The organism is Pseudomonas putida (assembly GCF_002906855.1).
GTDB lineage: Bacteria > Pseudomonadota > Gammaproteobacteria > Pseudomonadales > Pseudomonadaceae > Aquipseudomonas > Aquipseudomonas putida_N.
On the sequence record NZ_MINI01000038.1, the window covers coordinates 615371 to 631776 of the forward strand.

Consider the following 16406-nt stretch of genomic DNA (forward strand, 5'->3'; position numbering starts at 1 on the left):
ATAAGCATGGCTGGCGCGGCGCAACTTTCGTGCGCGTATCGCTTTCGCTCTTCCAAGTTTCAGCTTGGCTTTATTCCACACTTCTCCAACTATAGGCCAGCCGTTCTGTATGAGATAGCAAATACGTTGCCAGGTTTAACCTAAGCTCAGGATGCCTGTAGGCTGGGGCTTTCTGGCGTCTGTGAACGCTTTGTGAACGCAGCATGGGGAATGCCACCCACTAGTGGGGGCGAATTTACACCGGAACTGAGTAAGTTGGGTGGTCAGTATTTATTGGTATGAGTGCCTAAATAAACCGGTATAAAAAATCACTGAATGTTACGCGCCGAAATACTTTGTTACAGCTATGGTGGCATTAAGCGCACTTAGTTGCGTGAACGATAAGCCTGAAAAACCTGAGCCGTCGGGAAGTCCATCATGGTCGACTATCTGAGTAACTTGCGAATCCCCCGTCTGGCCTGTGCGATAGCGATGACCCTCGCCGCCGGCCTCCCTTTGACCAGCGCTCGGGCTGCAGACCCGGCCGGGACCGCTCCGGTGGTGCCGGATGTGCCCAGCCTGCAGTCACTGCGCGGCATGACGCCGCCGGACCCTTCGGGTACCGAAGGTGGCCGCAAGGTCGACCTGATGTCCGATTATGTGATCAATCGCGGGGCGGTGGTGCTGTTGGGCAAGGCCCTGTTCTGGGACATGGCGATCGGTAGTGACGGCGCCACCGCCTGCGCTTCCTGTCACTACCACGCAGGTGTCGATCACCGGGTCACCAACCAGATCAACCCCGGCCAGGCCAATACCAATGCCAACGTCACGTCGATCTTCAACAAGCCGTTCACGGCCGCTGATATTCCCGGCGACGTGCCGAGCTACGCCATGCGTTCCGGTGGCAAGGGCGGCCCTAACTACACGTTGAAAAAGGGCGACTTTCCGACCCACGTGCTGGCCGATCCCCTGGATCGCAACTCGGCGATCGTCTATTCGAGTGATGACGTCATCGGCTCGCAAGGTGTGTTCGATGCCAACTTCGTCAAACCCCGTCAATCGCGCTTCGACAAGTGCACCCAGCAAGCGGACGGCATCTTCCAGGTGGGCGGCATCAACGTGCGCCGCGCCACCGGGCGCAACGCGCCGTCGGTGATCAACGCGGCATTCAACGTGCGCAACTTCTGGGATGGCCGGGCCAACAACGTATTCAACGGCCTCTCGCCGTTCGGTAATCGCGACCCTGACGCAGGGATCTTCGTGACCAAAGATGCCAGTGGCGTGGCGGTCAAGGTGCGGCTGGCCCTCAAGGATGCCTCGGCCGCCTCGCAAGCCGTCGGGCCTCCCGGCAGCGCGGTGGAAATGTCCTGTGGCGGGCGCACCTTCGCCGACATTGGCCGGCGCATGCTCGACACCATGATGCTCAAGGGGCAGAAGATCTCGCCCACCGACTCGGTACTCGGGCCTGTCTCCAGTGCCCGTCGGCCGACCTATCGCGAACTGATCAAGAACGCCTTCCAGCCCCGCCTGTGGAATGCCACGCAGCAGGTTCTGCTGGGCAGTGAGCCCTATACCCAGATGGAAGCGAACTTCCCATTGTTCTTCGGGCTGGCTATCCAGATGTACGAGTCCACGCTGATCTCCGACCAGGCGCCACTGGATGCCTATCTGCAGGGCGACCACACCGCCATGAACGCTCAGCAGGTACAAGGCATGGAGCTGTTCCTGGGCAAGGGCAAGTGTGTCGCCTGCCATGGAGGTGCCGAGTTGACCAACGCGGGCAGCCGGCTGCTGTTCCAGCCTCATGAGCGCATCGAGCGCATGGTCATGGCCGACGGCCTGACCACGCTCTACGACAACGGGTTCTACAACACCGGTGTGCGCCCGACCTCCGAGGACCTGGCGCTGGGTGGCTCAGATGCCTGGGGCAATCCTCTGTCCTTCACCCGTCAGTACAACACCCACCTGCAAGGCGGGAATATTCCTGACCCACTGGAAGTCGATGTGTGCACCTTCGAGGCGCCGCTGAGCGCTGCGGTCCCCTGCGACCCGACCCTCAAGCCCAGTGTCGGCTTCCGCGACTCGGTCGATGGTGCCTTCAAGACCCCGACCCTGCGCAACATTGCCTTGACCGGGCCGTACTTCCACAACGGCAGCCGGGCAACGCTGCAGCAGGTGATGGAGTTCTACAACCGCGGCGGTGACCGGCGTGGCGAAGACGCCAGCAACACCAGCGGCTTCGAGCACCCGGCAGTCAATCAGCACAACGGCTCCAACCTTGATCCAGACATGACCGCGCTGAACCTGACCCCGGATGAAGTGGATGCATTGGTCAAGTTCATGGAGGTTGGCTTGACCGACCCGCGTGTCGCTTGGGAGCGGGCACCGTTCGATCACCCGTCACTGATACTGCCGCAGGGTGAGAAGGGTGACGAAAACGCGGTTACGCAAAAGCCGGGCAATAGCTCACGGCAAGCATTGGACGCCGAGTTCCAGCTCAATGCTGTCGGTGCCTCAGGTCGCTCCACGCTGCAGGGGCCGCTGCTGCCATTCAATAACGACCTGTAGGGATATCTCTGTGGCTGCGCGGTTCATGTGAGGCCGCGCTTGTCGTGGCGACGAACCGCGGCTAGCTCGGCTCCCACAGGGATCGAGATGACTTCAATCACGGGAAAAGCTCAAGCCCTCCACACCCGCTGCCGTTAACCCCACCGTTGTACTCATCTATTCACGTGTGCTGCCGATGAAGTAGAGGCACAATGCTATTATTGATCTGCCGGGTCGGAGATTGCCCTTGTTTCGTCTAAACGCTGTTCGCGCGAGCCATTTCCTGCCTTCGCTGTTTTTGCTGCTGGCTGGGCTTGCGGCGGCCTATGTAAGAGACCTCAGCGTCTTCTTCACGTCACTGTTCAATGTCCTCCCCACCCTGGTCCTGCTGCTGGGCGGTGCCTACTGCGCTGTGTATCGCCGCCAGCGTGAGCTGTTCCTGATGGTCACGGTGTACATCGCCTATTTCCTGCTCGATACCCAGACCGACTTCTATCGTGACAACGGCCGCGTGCGCGAGGATGCGGCCGTGATCTTCCACCTGGTGTGCCTGCTGTTGCCCGCCTTGTACGGGCTGTTCGGGGCCTGGCAGGAGCGCACCCACCTGGCCCAGGACCTGCTGGCGCGCTTCGCCGTGCTGTTTGCCGTCGGCAGCGTGGCCGTGGCCCTGGAACAAAGCTTCCCGCAGGCGCTGCTGGCCTGGTTGGCGGAGATCCGCTGGCCGTCGCTGCATGGCCAGTGGATGAGCCTGATCCAGATGGTCTACCCGGTGTTCTTCGTGGTGTTTGTCCTGCTGGTCGTGCAATACCTGCGCGAGCCCCGGCCCTTGCATGCGGCGCAGCTGATCGGCCTGGTCGGTATCTTCTGGATGCTGCCCAAGACGTTCATCCTGCCCTTTACCCTGAACATCATGTGCAGCCAGGTGATGCTGATGATTGCCGCCGCAGTATCGCACGAGGCCTACCAGATGGCCTTCCGTGACGAACTGACCGGTTTGCCTGGGCGCCGTGCGTTGAACGAGCGCATGCAACGCCTGGGTCGCAATTACGTGATCGCGATGACCGACGTCGACCACTTCAAGAAATTCAACGACACCCACGGCCATGATGTCGGTGACCAGGTGCTGCGACTGGTCGCCAGCCGGTTGTCCAAGGTCACTGGCGGTGGCCGCGCCTATCGTTACGGTGGCGAGGAATTCGCCCTGGTGTTTGCCGGCAAGACCGCCGAAGAGTGCGTACCGCACGTGGAAGCGGTACGCGAGATGATCGCCAACTACACCATGCACCTGCGTGACCAGAACAGCCGCCCGCAGGACGATTCCACCGGGCGTCAGCGTCGCAGCGGCAGCGCCGGCGGAACGGTCTCGGTAACCATCAGCATCGGCGTCGCCGAGCGATTGGTCGACCACCGCAACCCGGAGGAAGTGCTCAAGTCCGCCGACCAGGCGCTTTACAGTGCCAAGGGAGCCGGGCGTAACTGTGTCATGGTCTATGGTCAACAATCCCAGCGCGGGGCCGTGCGGATGGCGTGACCGGAAAAGACTATGCGGTCGCGTAATGACCCTATGTCTCGCAAAAGTTGTTCGGTTACACTGGATTCAACCCCGGGTTGCTTTTTTCACGAGCCGCCCCGTCCCGACCAGCGAGAGGTTGTCATGGCTGACTATAAAGCGCCCCTGCGCGACATGCGCTTCGTACTGAATGAAGTCTTCAATGTGGCCGAGCTGTGGGCGCAATTGCCCGAACTGGCCGAGGCGGTCGACGCGGATACCGCCATGGCTGTGCTGGAAGAAGCCGGCAAGGTCACCAGCAAGACCATTGCCCCCCTCAGCCGCGCCGCCGACGAAGAAGGCTGCCACTGGGACAACGGTGCGGTGCGTACGCCAGCCGGCTTCATCGAGGCCTACAACACCTACGCCGAAGGCGGTTGGGTGGGCGTGGGCGGTGACCCGCAATTCGGTGGCATGGGCATGCCCAAGGCGATCTCGGCCCAAGTCGAGGAAATGGTCAACGCCTCGAGCCTGGCCTTCGGCCTGTACCCGATGCTGACTGCCGGTGCCTGCCTGTCGATCAACGCCCACGCCAGTGAAGCGCTGAAGGAACAGTACCTGCCGAACATGTACGCCGGCGTCTGGGCCGGCTCCATGTGCCTGACCGAACCGCATGCCGGCACCGACCTGGGCATCATCCGCACCAAGGCCGAGCCCCAGGCCGATGGCAGCTACAAGGTCAGCGGCACCAAGATTTTCATTACCGGCGGCGAGCATGACCTGACCGAGAACATCGTCCACCTGGTGCTGGCCAAGCTGCCGGACGCACCGGCGGGGCCTAAAGGCATCTCGCTGTTCCTAGTGCCGAAGTTCCTGGTCAACCAAGACGGCAGCCTCGGCGCACGCAACCCGGCCACCTGTGGCTCGATCGAGCACAAGATGGGCATCCAGGCTTCGGCGACCTGCGTGATGAACTTCGACGAGGCCATCGGCTACATCGTCGGCGAGCCGAACAAGGGCCTGGCGGCCATGTTCACCATGATGAACTACGAACGCCTGGGCGTAGGTATCCAGGGCCTGGCGTCGGCCGAGCGTTCCTACCAGAACGCCGTGGAGTACGCCCGTGATCGCCTGCAGAGTCGCGCCCCGACCGGGCCGCAGGCCAAGGACAAGGCCGCCGACCCGATCATCGTCCACCCGGATGTGCGGCGCATGCTGCTGACCATGAAGGCGCTGATCGAGGGTGGTCGTGCCTTCTCCACCTATGTGGCGATGCAGCTCGACAGCGCCAAGTACAGCGAAGACCCGGTCACACGCAAACGCAGCGAAGAGCTGGTGGCGCTGCTGACTCCGGTGGCCAAGGCCTTCCTCACCGACCTTGGCCTTGAGTGCACGGTGCACGGCCAGCAGGTATTCGGTGGCCACGGCTACATTCGCGAGTGGGGCCAGGAGCAACTGGTGCGCGATGTGCGTATCACCCAGATCTACGAAGGCACCAACGGTATCCAGGCGCTGGACCTCATGGGGCGCAAGGTGGTGGCCAGCGGTGGCGCGTACTACAAGCTCTTCTCTGACGAGATTCGCCAGTTCATTGCCAGTGCTGATGGTCAGCTGGGCGAATTTACCAAGCCGCTGGGCGCCTACCTGGATCAGCTCGACGGGTTGACCGAGTGGGTGCTGGAGCAGGCCAAGGGTAATCCGAATGAGATCGGTGCCGCGTCGGTCGAGTATCTGCAGGCCTTTGGTTATGTCGCCTATGCCTACATGTGGGCACTGATGGCGCGTGCGGCCATGGCGGGTGAGGGCGACGAGGCGTTCTACTCGGCCAAGCTGGGCACTGCACGGTTCTACTTCGCGCGCTTGCTGCCACGGGTGAATTCGTTGGTGGCCTCGGTGAAGGCGGGCAGTGAATCGCTGTACCTGCTGGATGCCGAACAGTTTTGAAATGTTTGCGAAAGATTACTTGTTGTAAGCCTTTTCCTACATGACGTGGTGACTTTTCGCCACTGGCGCCAGATTGGATCCACAGTTAATCTTTCTACATGGACGTTGCGCAGGAAGCGCAAAGGACAGAACAGGGACAACGAAGGATTTCCTGCCAGGATGGCGGGGCGATAGGGATGTCACAGGGAAACAGTCTAGAGAACCCCGCTTCGGCGGGGTTTTCTTCGTCTGCGTTTTTTCAGCCAAGCACATCCAGCGGCGTGGTACCCAATTGCCGGGCGTCAGCCTCTTCCTCCAGCAACGTGCGCAGCAGTTCAACCGACGCCTGTTGGCGCTGGGCATCTCGGAACACCAAGCCGACCTTGAGCGGCACGCGTGGCTCGCTCAACGGTTTCCACAGTAAACCTTGTTCATCCTCGGCGGCATCCTTGGCCCGCCCAGGCAGGATGGTCGCCAGCGCGGTGTGCGCCAGGCTGTCGAGAATCCCCGCCATGTTGTTCATCTCGGCTTGCACCTGCGGCCTGCGTCCTTGTGCCGCCAGCTGCTCCTTCCAGATCTGGCGGATCTGGAATTCCTCGCCGAGCATCAGCATGGGTAATTCGGCGGCCTGCTTGATGGAGACTTTCTTGAAGTCCTTCAGAGGGTGGTTATCCGGGATGACAACCTGCAATTCATCTTCGTACAGAAGCGAGCCGTGCAGCCCTGGCTGGCGTGGTGGCAGGTAGCTGATGCCGATGTCCAGGTTGCCATTGAGCAGCCGCCGTTCGATCTCCAGCCCCGACAGTTCGTAGATCTGCACCACGAGATGCGGCTGGGCCTTACGCACACGTTCCAGCAGCTGTGGCACCAGGCTTGGGCGTACGGTCTGCAGTACCCCGATGGCCAGGGTGCGCAGTGACTGGCCCTTGAAGTTGCGCATGGCCTCGTGGGCCCGCTGCAGGCCATCCAGCAGCGGCAGGGCATGGTTGTACAGGGTGTGTGCAGCCAGGGTCGGCAGCAGGCGCTTGTTGCTGCGTTCGAACAGGCTCAGGTCGAGGCTGTGCTCAAGCTGGCGAATCTGTTGTGACAGAGCCGGTTGCGACAGCGACAGGCGTTCGGCGGCGCGGCCAACGTGGCCTTCTTCATACACCGCGACGAAATAACGCAGTTGGCGAAAATCCATAAGTAACACTTATCGAAAAAGCTGAGAAAACGAAATGGCCGCAAACGCCGCCGAGGCCTAGTCTATCGCCGTATTCCAACGGGTTACAGCGATCAATCAGCTCATTGTTACCGCGTTTGAAAAACACTTTTGATAGGAAAGGCAAAATTATCCAGCGCCGGCAGCAAGACCGGACCCCTGGCCGCCCCTTTACCGTGATTGGTTGGAGCCCCAATGAACCTGTTCAACCTGCGCCGTTCGGCCCCTGCCGCGGTTGCCGAGCCCAAGCGTGCGCCGGTGATCGTGGCGGATGCGCCGCAGTTGTCGCGCGAGCGCCTGATGCCGAGCACCGAACGTGCGGCGCAAGTGTTTGTGCGTGGCCAAGGTTCCTGGTTGTGGGACAACGAAGGGCATGCCTACCTGGACTTCACCCAGGGCGGCGCGGTCAACAGTCTCGGTCACAGCCCGACGGCGCTGGTCAAGGCGCTGGGCAACCAGGCCCAGGCGCTGATCAACCCGGGCGCGGGCTACCACAGCCGTGGCCTGCTGGAGCTGGTCAACCGCCTGTGCCAGAGCACGGGTAGCGACCAGGCCTACTTGCTCAATAGCGGTGCCGAGGCCTGTGAAGGGGCGATCAAGCTGGCGCGTAAGTGGGGCCAGCTGCACCGTAACGGCGCCTACCACATCATTACTGCCAGCCAGGCCTGCCATGGCCGCAGCCTGGGCGCGTTGTCGGCCTCCGACCCGCTGCCGTGCAACCGCTGCGAGCCGGGCCTGCCGGGGTTCAGCAAAGTGCCGTTCAACGACCTGGCGGCGCTGCATGCCGAGGTCGATTCGCGCACCGTGGCGATCATGCTCGAGCCGATCCAGGGCGAGGCGGGGGTGATCCCGGCGACACGTGAGTACTTGCAGGGCGTGGAAAAGCTCTGCCGGGAACTGGGCATTCTGCTGATTCTCGACGAAGTGCAGACGGGCATTGGCCGCTGTGGGGCATTGCTGGCCGAAGAAACCTACGGTGTACGTGCCGACATCATCACGCTGGGCAAGGGCCTGGGTGGCGGCGTGCCACTGGCAGCCTTGCTCGCTCGCGGGACAGCCTGCTGTGCGGAACCTGGCGAACTGGAGGGCAGCCATCACGGCAATGCCCTGATGAGCGCTGCGGGTTTGGCTGTGCTGGAAACCTTGCTTGAGCCGGGTTTCTTCGGTCAGGTGCAGGACAGTGGTCGTCATCTGCGAGATGGCCTGAGCCGTCTGGCCGGCCGCTATGGCCAGGGCGAAGTGCGCGGCCAGGGGCTTTTGTGGGCGCTGCAGTTGCAGGAAAACCTGGCCAAGGAACTGGTCGAGGCTGCCTTGCACGAAGGTTTGCTGCTGAACGCGCCGCAGGCCGATGTCGTGCGCTTCTCGCCAGCGCTGACCGTGAGCAAGGGCAACATCGACGAGATGCTCCTGCGCCTGGCCCGGGCCTTTGCCCGCTTACATGCGCAACAACAGGCCCGCCGCGAAATGCCGGCCTGATCAAGAATTCTACGAACCGTCTGGCGTTTCTGCGCATCGCCCCGTGCCTGTTTCATTTGGCCCGGGGCGTTTTTTTTTGCCTGTGGAACCTCCAGCAAGCGCAACGGGTCTTCCTTGTAACCCCTTCAGGAGAGACCCGCATGGACTTCATTCGCATCATCATCGCCATCATCCTGCCGCCGCTGGGTGTGTTTCTGCAGGTGGGGTTTGGCGGGGCGTTCTGGCTGAACATACTGCTGACCCTGTTGGGCTACATCCCAGGGATCGTGCATGCGGTGTACATCATTGCCAAGCGCTGAGGATGCCGGGGCCGCACAGCGGCCCCGGGCTGTCAGCTCTCCAACACCCGGCAATAGAATTTCCACTCTTCCTCCAGCGCATGCGCCAGGTTCTCGGCCTTGCGGAACCCGTGCCGTTCCCCTGCATAGAAATGCCCGTCAGCCTCGATGCCATTGGCTTGCAACGCGGCCAGCATCGAGCGCGTCTGCTCCGGCACCACCACTGCATCCAGTTCACCCTGGAAGAAGATCACCGGCACCTTGATTTGCGAGGCATGTAGCAGCGGTGTGCGCTGGCGATAACGTTCGGCATCTTGCTGCGGGTCACCGATCAGCCAGTCCAGGTAATCACCTTCGAACTTGTGCGTGGCCTGGCCCAGGGCGATCGGATCGCTTACCCCGTAAAGGCTGGCACCCGCGCGGAACACTTCGTGGTAGGCCAGGGCGCACAGCGTGGTGTAGCCACCGGCACTGCCGCCGCGAATGAAGGCCTTGCCAGGGTCGATCAGCCCTTGCCCAGCCAGATACTCGACGGCGGCACAGGCATCCTGCACATCGCTTTCGCCCCAACGCAGGTGCAGCGCCTGGCGGTATGCCCGGCCATAGCCGGTGCTGCCTCGGTAGTTCAGGTCGGCCACGGCGAAACCGCGCCGGGTCCAGTACTGGATGCGCGGGTCGAGCACCGGATAGCAGGCCGAGGTCGGGCCGCCGTGGATAAATACCAGTAAAGGTGCAGGGCCCTTGGTGGCCGTTGCTGGATAGAAGAAGCCATGGGCAAACGCGTCGCCGCTCTTGTAACAGATCGATTGTGGCAGGCTGATATGCGCTGCAGGTAGCACTTCTGCGCCACCGGCCAGCACACTGACCTCATGGTTAGCGCGGGCAATGGCAATCACTGCGGGCGGGCTGATCGGTGACGCCGCGACGGCATAGAGGTATTCGGTATCCATGGCCAGATTGCGGAAGCGCGTATAGGCGCTGGCGAATCGCTCCACCCGTCCATCGTTCAAGCGCAGCCCCAGTTGCCCGAAGCCACCTTCAAACCAGCTGGCCAGGTAGCTCCGCGGCCCCATGGGCAGCCAGGTGCTGGTGCCCAGTTGCCAGGGCGCGGCGGCGTGGTCCGCTGGCTCTGCTGGCAGGGCTTGCCAGCGGCCGTCGATTTCGCCCCACGGTTGCCAGAAGCCATTGCGGTCGGACAGGCAATACAACCGGCCTTGAGCATCGAAGCGGGGCTGTTGCAGTGATTCGTCATCAGCCGCCATGCAGCGCACCGCACCCCAGTTGCCACTGGGGCTGCGCTCTCGGCACATCAGCCGGGTGATGGTCCAGGGCTGAGCCGGGCGGTCCCATTCGACCCAGGCCAGGCGTTGGCCATCGGCGCTGATCGTTGGCGAGGCATAGAAGTCGGCGCCCTCGGCGAGCACCTCGCGGGTGGTACCGTCCAGTGCCACCAAGCGATGTTCGACACTTTCGCTATGGTGCTCTTCGACTGCCAGCACCTTGCCGTCGTGCCACTGCACATCGCCATAGCGGCAATCGGCCTGGTCGGTCAGGGCGCGCGGTGCATCGCCTTCGAGGCGCTGGGTATAGACCTGCTGATCCATTTCGTTAATGAACAGCAGCCCATCGCCACCCAGGCAGAAGCTGCCACCACCGTATTCGTAGACCCGGCTGCGCACGCTGAAACCATCGGGCGTGAGGCAGCGCGCCTGGTGGTCACGCCACTGCCAGATGCGGCAGGCACCATCGGCCGGGCGGAATTCGTTCCAGAACAGCCCCTCGGCACTGACCTTGAGTTCGGCAAAGTCGGTGCCGGCGGCAACGGCCTGGGCGGCGCTGAAGTCAGCCGCGGACGATGACACGGGAGTTGCGCTCATTGCGGAAGGTCATCTCTTCGATGGCGAGTTGGGCGGTCTCCGCCTCCTCGCGGGCCTTGAGGATGATGCCGTGGTCGGCCGACTTGGCGCACACCGGGTCGGCCTTGCTGGCATCGCCGGTCAGCATGAAGGCCTGGCAACGGCAGCCGCCGAAATCCTTTTCCTTCTCGTCGCACGAACGGCACGGCTCGGGCATCCAGTCGTAACCGCGGAAGCGGTTGAAGCCGAACGAGTCGTACCAGATGTGGTGCAGGTCATGATCGCGCACGTTGGGGAACTGCACCGGCAATTGCCGGGCGCCGTGGCAAGGCAGGGCAGTGCCGTCCGGGGTGATGGTCAGGAACAGGCTGCCCCAGCCGTTCATGCAGGCCTTGGGGCGTTCCTCGTAGTAGTCCGGGGTGACGAAGATCAGCTTGCACGCGCTGCCCGCGGCCTTGAGCTTTTCCCGGTACTCGTTGGTGATGCGCTCGGCACGTTCTAGCTGCGCGCGGGTCGGCAACAGGCCCAGGCGGTTGAGGTGCGCCCAGCCGTAGAACTGGCAGGTGGCAAGCTCGACGAAGTCGGCTTCAAGGGCAATGCACAGCTCGATGATGCGGTCGATCTTGTCGATGTTGTGCCGGTGGGTGACGAAGTTGAGCACCATCGGATAGCCGTGGGCTTTCACCGCCCTGGCCATCTCCAGCTTCTGTGCAAAGGCCTTCTTCGAGCCGGCCAGCAGGTTGTTGACCTGCTCGTCACTGGCCTGGAAGCTGATCTGGATATGGTCCAGCCCGGCCTGCTTGAAGGCGGCGATGCGCGTTTCGGTCAGGCCGATGCCGGAGGTGATCAGGTTGGTGTAGTAGCCTAGCCGGCGAGCCTCGCCGATCAGCTCGGCGAGGTCCTGGCGCACCAGCGGTTCGCCACCGGAGAAGCCGATCTGCGCGGCGCCCATTTCGCGGGCCTCGGCCATTACCTTGAACCACTGCTCGGTGCTCAGCTCCTGGCCCTGGGCGGCGAAGTCCAGTGGGTTGGAGCAGTACGGGCACTGCAGCGGGCAGCGGTAGGTCAGCTCGGCCAGCAGCCACAGCGGCAGGCCGACCGGCACCTCAGGCGAGGGTGATCCAGTGTTCGGCACGGGCCACCTCCATGAATTGCTCGATGTCGTCGGCGACTTCGGGCACACCAGGGAATTGTTGTTCAAGGTCGGCAATGATCGCCGCCACGTCACGCTTGCCGTCGATCAGCCCGCCGATCAGGCCGGCGCTGTCGTTGAGCTTGATCATGCCCTCGGGGTACAGCAGCACATGGCCTTTCTGTGCCGGTTCGTACTGGAAGCGGTAGCCGGGGCGCCAGTTCGGCACTTGCTTGCGGTCAAAACTCATAGGGCAATCCCCTTGTGCCAGACCCGTTGCTGGGTGACGGTGTGATAGGGCGGGCGGTTCAGCTCGTAGGCCATGCTCATGGCGTCGAGCATGCTCCAGAGGATATCCAGCTTGAACTGCAGGATTTCCAGCATACGCTCCTGGCCCGCGCGGGTGGTGTAGTGCTGCAAGGTGATCGCCAAGCCGTGTTCCACGTCGCGCCGGGCCTGGCCCAGGCGGGTGCGGAAGTACTCGTAGCCGGCGGGGTCGATCCACGGGTAGTGCTGCGGCCAGCTGTCCAGGCGCGACTGGTGGATCTGCGGGGCGAACAGCTCGGTCAGCGAGCTGCTGGCCGCTTCCTGCCAGCTGGCGCGGCGGGCGAAGTTGACGTAGGCATCGACGGCGAAGCGCACGCCTGGCAGCACCAGTTCCTGGGAGCGCAACTGGTCGGGGTCGAGGCCGACCGCCTGCCCCAGGCGCAGCCAGGCTTCGATACCGCCGTCCTCGCCGGGCGCGCCGTCATGGTCGAGCAGGCGCTGAATCCACTCACGGCGGATTTCGCGGTCCGGGCAGTTGGCCAGGATCGCGGCATCCTTCATCGGGATGTTGACCTGGTAGTAGAAGCGGTTGGCCACCCAACCTTGGATCTGCTCGCGGGTGGCGCGGCCCTCGTACATCGCCACATGGTACGGGTGGTGGATGTGGTAGTAGGCGCCCTTGGCGCGCAGGGCCTGCTCGAATTCGGCAGGTGACATAGGCAGTGCGTCGCTCACGGGGGCCTCCTTACAGCTCGATGCTCATGCCATCGAAGGCGACTTCGACGCCGCGGCGCTGGACTTCGGCGCGCTCGGGGGAATCTTCGTCGAGGATCGGATTTGTGTTGTTGATGTGGACAAGCACCTTGCGCTGCCGTGGGAAGCCATCGAGCACTTCGAGCATGCCGCCCGGGCCGTTCTGCGCCAGGTGGCCCATCTCGCGGCCGGTACGGGTGCCGACACCGCGGCGCTGCATTTCATCATCCTCCCACAGCGTGCCATCGACCAGCAGGCAGTCGGCGCCGTGCATCATCTGCAGCAGCTGGGCATCGACCTGGCCAAGGCCAGGGGCATAGAACAGCTTGCCGCCGGTGCGCGTGTCATGGACCAGCAGGCCGAGGTTGTCGCCCGGGTGCGGGTCGAAGCGGTGCGGCGAGTAGGGCGGCGCGGCGCTGCGCAGGGGGAAGGGGGTGAACGTGAGGTTGGGGCAGGCGTCGATGACGAAACTGCCTTCAAGCTCGATGCGGTTCCACTGCAGGCCACCGTTCCAGTGGGCGAGCATGTTGAACAACGGGAAGCCGGTGGTCAGGTCCTGGTGGACCATGTCGGTGCACCAGACCTGGTGCGGGCAGCCTTCGCGAAGGCTGAGCAGGCCGGTGGTGTGGTCGATCTGGCTGTCGAGCAGGACGATGGCGTTGATGCCGGTGTCGCGCAGCGTACGCGCCGGCTGCATCGGCGCGAAGGCCTGGAGCTGGGCGCGGATGTCGGGCGAGGCATTGCACAGGATCCAGTGCTCACCGTCGTCGGACAGGGCGATGGACGACTGGGTGCGTGCCGTGGCACGCAGGCTGCCGTCGCGATAGCCCTTGCAGTTGACGCAGTTGCAGTTCCACTGCGGGAAACCACCGCCGGCGGCGGAACCGAGAATCTGGATGTACATGGCCACTCCTTCTGCGAAAAGCCGTATCGGAAAAACGACGACGCCCCGGCGGGCCGAGGCGTCGAACCGCAAAGCAGGGCTTAGCGGTTGGCGAAGTACATGGTCACTTCGAAGCCGATACGCAGGTCAGTGTATGCAGGTTTGGTCCACATGGGCGTTCTCCTTCCGGATGGGGTTGGGGTGCTTCAGCTACTCATTGGGTGCCACCTGGAGCTGGAGGTTCCATTGGCTGAGATAGCGTTATCTTACAAGAAAATTTTGTACTGAAAGGTTAATTATTTGATAAGCGCCCTTGCAGTAAACGTAACAATCCCCACGGGATCAGTGCCAGGACGCATCGGGTGCGGGGCTGTTGGCCAGGCAAAGCCAGGCGCAATCGCAGCCGAGCAGGCCGCGTAGCAGGTCGTCCAGATCCGCTTGTTGTGTCATCAGAATAGACCGTTGCAGCGCAAGCAGGTCGCCGGGTTGTGTGGCCAGGTGTGTCTGCCATGCCCATTCGGCGACCTCGGCGTTGGCCATGGCAAGTTCGTCGAATTGCTCGGCCACTGCCTGGCGGGCATGGCTATCGAGGGTGACGCCCTGACCCAGAAGCTGGCGCAGGTGATCGAGGATTTCGCCCTGGCTGGCATGTGGCGACTGCACACCGAACAGCAGGCCACCGATGCCTTCGATCTGACGGAAGGTACTGAAAACGGCATAGCCAAGTTGCAGCTCGACCCGCAGTCGTTGATACACCGGGCCTTGCAGCAGCTGGGCCAGCAGACGACCACTGGCTTGCTGCCCGGCGGGTAGTGGGCAGAACAGCAGCAGGGCATTTTCACTGCCCGGGACCTCGGCATGCTGCCAGCGATGGCCGGTCCAGAGGGCGGCAGGCGTGGGCACCGTGCCTTGTCCTGGGCAGCCTTGCAGCACTGCGCCCAATGCCTGCACGGCGCTGGTGTTGAAGCCGACGGCCAGGCCCTGCCAGTGGCTGTGTTGCCAGGCGTCGTCGAGCAGCGCCTGATCGAGGGTGCAGGGCGGCGTTTCGGCGGGGCGAGTGCCGAGCACGGCGTCAGGTAGCTGATTGATTAGCGCCCTGATCGGTATCAGGGCGAGCGCCTCGGTTGCAGATGGCTGCCAGTTGGAAGGCGCCTGCATCAGCGCCAGGGCCTGGCCTGTGGCGCGTACCACGGCTGCCGGATGGCCAGCGCAACGTAGCTGCCAGTATTCGCCTGAAGCGTTGAACTGCAGTTGCACGCAGGCCTGCTCGCAACGTACTTGCATGGGGTGAAGGGCGCGCTCAAGTACACCCTGCAGATGCTGGCGCATGGCCGATGGCACGTGCCAGCGTAGATAAAGTGCTGCGTATTGCCTGTCGGGTGGAAGCAGGTCGCTGATGCCCAGCGCACGCGGCAGCTCTGCAGTTCGAGCAGTGGGCAGTTCATCGAGCATCAACGGCTCGGCCGCAGGCAGCTGCCATTGCCCAAATGTGTGACGTGGCAGCTGCTCAAGCAGCGCTTCGAGGGCGATCAGCGCTTGTGTATCCAGCGCTGCAAATGGCTGCCCGGTGCTGTCGCGGCGGGCCAGCTCCAATGCGCTGGCGCTGCGTTCGCGACGTTGTTGCAAGCGGCCAAACGCGCTGTTGAGTTGGGCGGGGTCTGTCTGACGGATGAAGTCGAACCAGCCGTGCAGCAGCTTCAGCGCCTCATCGGTGTCGGCACCCGGGACGAGCTTCAGGTCGATGTGCCAGAGCAGTTGCCCGGCGAAGGCATACAACTTCTCGACCTTGCACCCTTTGAGCCAGCCGCGCTGTTCGAGAGCATCCAGCCAAGTGCCGGGGCGGTTGTCGCCGAGGTTGGCCAGCAGCAGTTCCAGCGCCTGCTCTGCACCTGCGGGCAGGCCCTCGTGGGCGAACAGTAGCGGCTTGTTGGCGGTCAAGGCGGGTGGCAAAGCTTGTGGCACAAGGTCGCCCGTTTCGAAGAGCCCGGCGTATTGCCTGCCGAGTTGTTCCAGTTCATCCAATGGCTGCGGGCCACAGAGACTCAGGGTGATCTGGCCGCCCTGGTAGAAGCGCTGGTGAAAGCCCTTGAGCGCTTGCTGGAAGGCAATATTGCGCAAAACGAGGGAATAGCGGTTGCCTGCATGAAAGCTGACCAGCGGATGATCGCCAGCCACCGATTGCAGTAAGGCAAATTGCTGCTGCGCCTGCGGGTTGCGTGACCAGGCGATGAATTCGGCGTGGATGACTTCCCGCTCGCGGCGTTGCCGTTCGATGCTCAGGTCCGGTTCGGCAAGCATCTGGCACAGGCGCTCCAAGCCACCGGCCAATGCGGCGGGCGGTACTTCGAAGAAGAACTCGGTGGTGCGCTCGCGGGTGGAGGCATTGACCTGGCCACCCAGAGCCTGGACGTAGCGCATCAGGCCGTTTTCCAGAGGGAAGCGTGCGCTGCCGAGGAAGAACAAGTGTTCCAGGAAGTGGGCCAGGCCCGGCCATGCGGCTGGAGCATCATGGCTTCCCGCATGCACCCTCAAGGCGGCCGCCGAGCGCTTCAGGTGCGGTGCATGGCGCAGGGTCAGCTGCAAGCCGTTGGCGAGGGTGAGGTGGCGGGTGGTGTCAGGCAT

General features: G+C 63.0%; 13 protein-coding genes. 5 read left to right on the top strand and 8 right to left on the bottom strand.

All coding sequences use genetic code 11. The features are described from left to right. The first annotated feature begins 417 nt into the window (after positions 1-417). From BGP85_RS15280 to BGP85_RS15290, 3 genes are all read left to right on the top strand, one after another. Entirely contained in the window at positions 418-2547 is a 2130-nt protein-coding gene (locus BGP85_RS15280; protein WP_103448699.1) for a cytochrome-c peroxidase, read from the top strand. A gap of 226 nt (positions 2548-2773) precedes the next feature. Continuing rightward, positions 2774-4057, top strand: a complete 1284-nt coding sequence (locus BGP85_RS15285; RefSeq protein WP_103448700.1) for a GGDEF domain-containing protein — start codon at positions 2774-2776, stop codon at positions 4055-4057. A gap of 123 nt (positions 4058-4180) precedes the next feature. Continuing rightward, the gene (locus tag BGP85_RS15290) at positions 4181-5959 is read left to right on the top strand and encodes an acyl-CoA dehydrogenase C-terminal domain-containing protein (protein ID WP_103448701.1); all 1779 of its coding nucleotides are present in this window, start codon (positions 4181-4183) and stop codon (positions 5957-5959) included. Positions 5960-6197: 238 nt separating this feature from the next. Here BGP85_RS15290 and BGP85_RS15295 read toward each other — a convergent pair whose 3' ends face one another. Beyond that, positions 6198-7121, bottom strand: coding sequence for a LysR family transcriptional regulator (locus BGP85_RS15295; protein ID WP_103448702.1), 924 nt, complete (start codon positions 7119-7121; stop codon positions 6198-6200). 213 nt (positions 7122-7334) lie between these two features. Between BGP85_RS15295 and BGP85_RS15300 the strand changes: the two genes are divergently transcribed. Next, a complete protein-coding gene (locus tag BGP85_RS15300; RefSeq protein ID WP_103448703.1) occupies positions 7335-8615 on the top strand; it encodes an aspartate aminotransferase family protein in 1281 nt (426 codons plus the stop codon). A gap of 140 nt (positions 8616-8755) precedes the next feature. Continuing rightward, positions 8756-8914, top strand: a complete 159-nt coding sequence (locus BGP85_RS15305; RefSeq protein ID WP_009681539.1) for a YqaE/Pmp3 family membrane protein — start codon at positions 8756-8758, stop codon at positions 8912-8914. Between the two features lie 32 nt (positions 8915-8946). Here BGP85_RS15305 and BGP85_RS15310 read toward each other — a convergent pair whose 3' ends face one another. The 7 genes from BGP85_RS15310 to pqqF all read right to left on the bottom strand — a co-directional run bounded on the left by BGP85_RS15310 (position 8947) and on the right by pqqF (position 16406). After that, positions 8947-10770, bottom strand: coding sequence for a S9 family peptidase (locus BGP85_RS15310; protein WP_103448704.1), 1824 nt, complete (start codon positions 10768-10770; stop codon positions 8947-8949). After that, a complete protein-coding gene (gene pqqE / locus BGP85_RS15315; protein WP_103448705.1) occupies positions 10736-11884 on the bottom strand; it encodes a pyrroloquinoline quinone biosynthesis protein PqqE in 1149 nt (382 codons plus the stop codon). Before pqqE ends, BGP85_RS15310 begins: the two co-directional genes overlap by 35 nt. Next, positions 11856-12131: a pyrroloquinoline quinone biosynthesis peptide chaperone PqqD gene (pqqD, locus tag BGP85_RS15320; RefSeq protein ID WP_103448706.1), complete on the bottom strand. Its 276-nt coding sequence runs from the start codon at positions 12129-12131 to the stop codon at positions 11856-11858. Before pqqD ends, pqqE begins: the two co-directional genes overlap by 29 nt. Beyond that, complete coding sequence (gene pqqC, locus BGP85_RS15325; RefSeq protein ID WP_181004558.1) at positions 12128-12865, bottom strand: pyrroloquinoline-quinone synthase PqqC; 738 nt, start codon at positions 12863-12865, stop codon at positions 12128-12130. Before pqqC ends, pqqD begins: the two co-directional genes overlap by 4 nt. Positions 12866-12893: 28 nt before the next feature. Further along, complete coding sequence (pqqB, locus tag BGP85_RS15330) at positions 12894-13805, bottom strand: pyrroloquinoline quinone biosynthesis protein PqqB (RefSeq protein ID WP_103448708.1); 912 nt, start codon at positions 13803-13805, stop codon at positions 12894-12896. Between the two features lie 80 nt (positions 13806-13885). After that, the gene (gene pqqA / locus BGP85_RS15335; RefSeq protein ID WP_003243383.1) at positions 13886-13957 is read right to left on the bottom strand and encodes a pyrroloquinoline quinone precursor peptide PqqA; all 72 of its coding nucleotides are present in this window, start codon (positions 13955-13957) and stop codon (positions 13886-13888) included. A 169-nt stretch (positions 13958-14126) separates the two neighbouring features. Then, positions 14127-16406, bottom strand: a complete 2280-nt coding sequence (gene pqqF / locus BGP85_RS15340; RefSeq protein ID WP_103448709.1) for a pyrroloquinoline quinone biosynthesis protein PqqF — start codon at positions 16404-16406, stop codon at positions 14127-14129.

Coding starts and splice junctions, on each gene's coding strand:
- pqqC (WP_181004558.1), bottom strand. CDS start 12,865: ATGTCACCTGCCGAATTCGAGCAGGCCCTGCGCGCCAAGGGCGCCTAC.
- pqqF (WP_103448709.1), bottom strand. CDS start 16,406: ATGCCTGACACCACCCGCCACCTCACCCTCGCCAACGGCTTGCAGCTG.
- BGP85_RS15295 (WP_103448702.1), bottom strand. CDS start 7,121: ATGGATTTTCGCCAACTGCGTTATTTCGTCGCGGTGTATGAAGAAGGC.
- BGP85_RS15300 (WP_103448703.1), top strand. CDS start 7,335: ATGAACCTGTTCAACCTGCGCCGTTCGGCCCCTGCCGCGGTTGCCGAG.
- BGP85_RS15305 (WP_009681539.1), top strand. CDS start 8,756: ATGGACTTCATTCGCATCATCATCGCCATCATCCTGCCGCCGCTGGGT.
- pqqB (WP_103448708.1), bottom strand. CDS start 13,805: ATGTACATCCAGATTCTCGGTTCCGCCGCCGGCGGTGGTTTCCCGCAG.
- BGP85_RS15280 (WP_103448699.1), top strand. CDS start 418: ATGGTCGACTATCTGAGTAACTTGCGAATCCCCCGTCTGGCCTGTGCG.
- BGP85_RS15290 (WP_103448701.1), top strand. CDS start 4,181: ATGGCTGACTATAAAGCGCCCCTGCGCGACATGCGCTTCGTACTGAAT.
- pqqD (WP_103448706.1), bottom strand. CDS start 12,131: ATGAGTTTTGACCGCAAGCAAGTGCCGAACTGGCGCCCCGGCTACCGC.
- BGP85_RS15310 (WP_103448704.1), bottom strand. CDS start 10,770: ATGAGCGCAACTCCCGTGTCATCGTCCGCGGCTGACTTCAGCGCCGCC.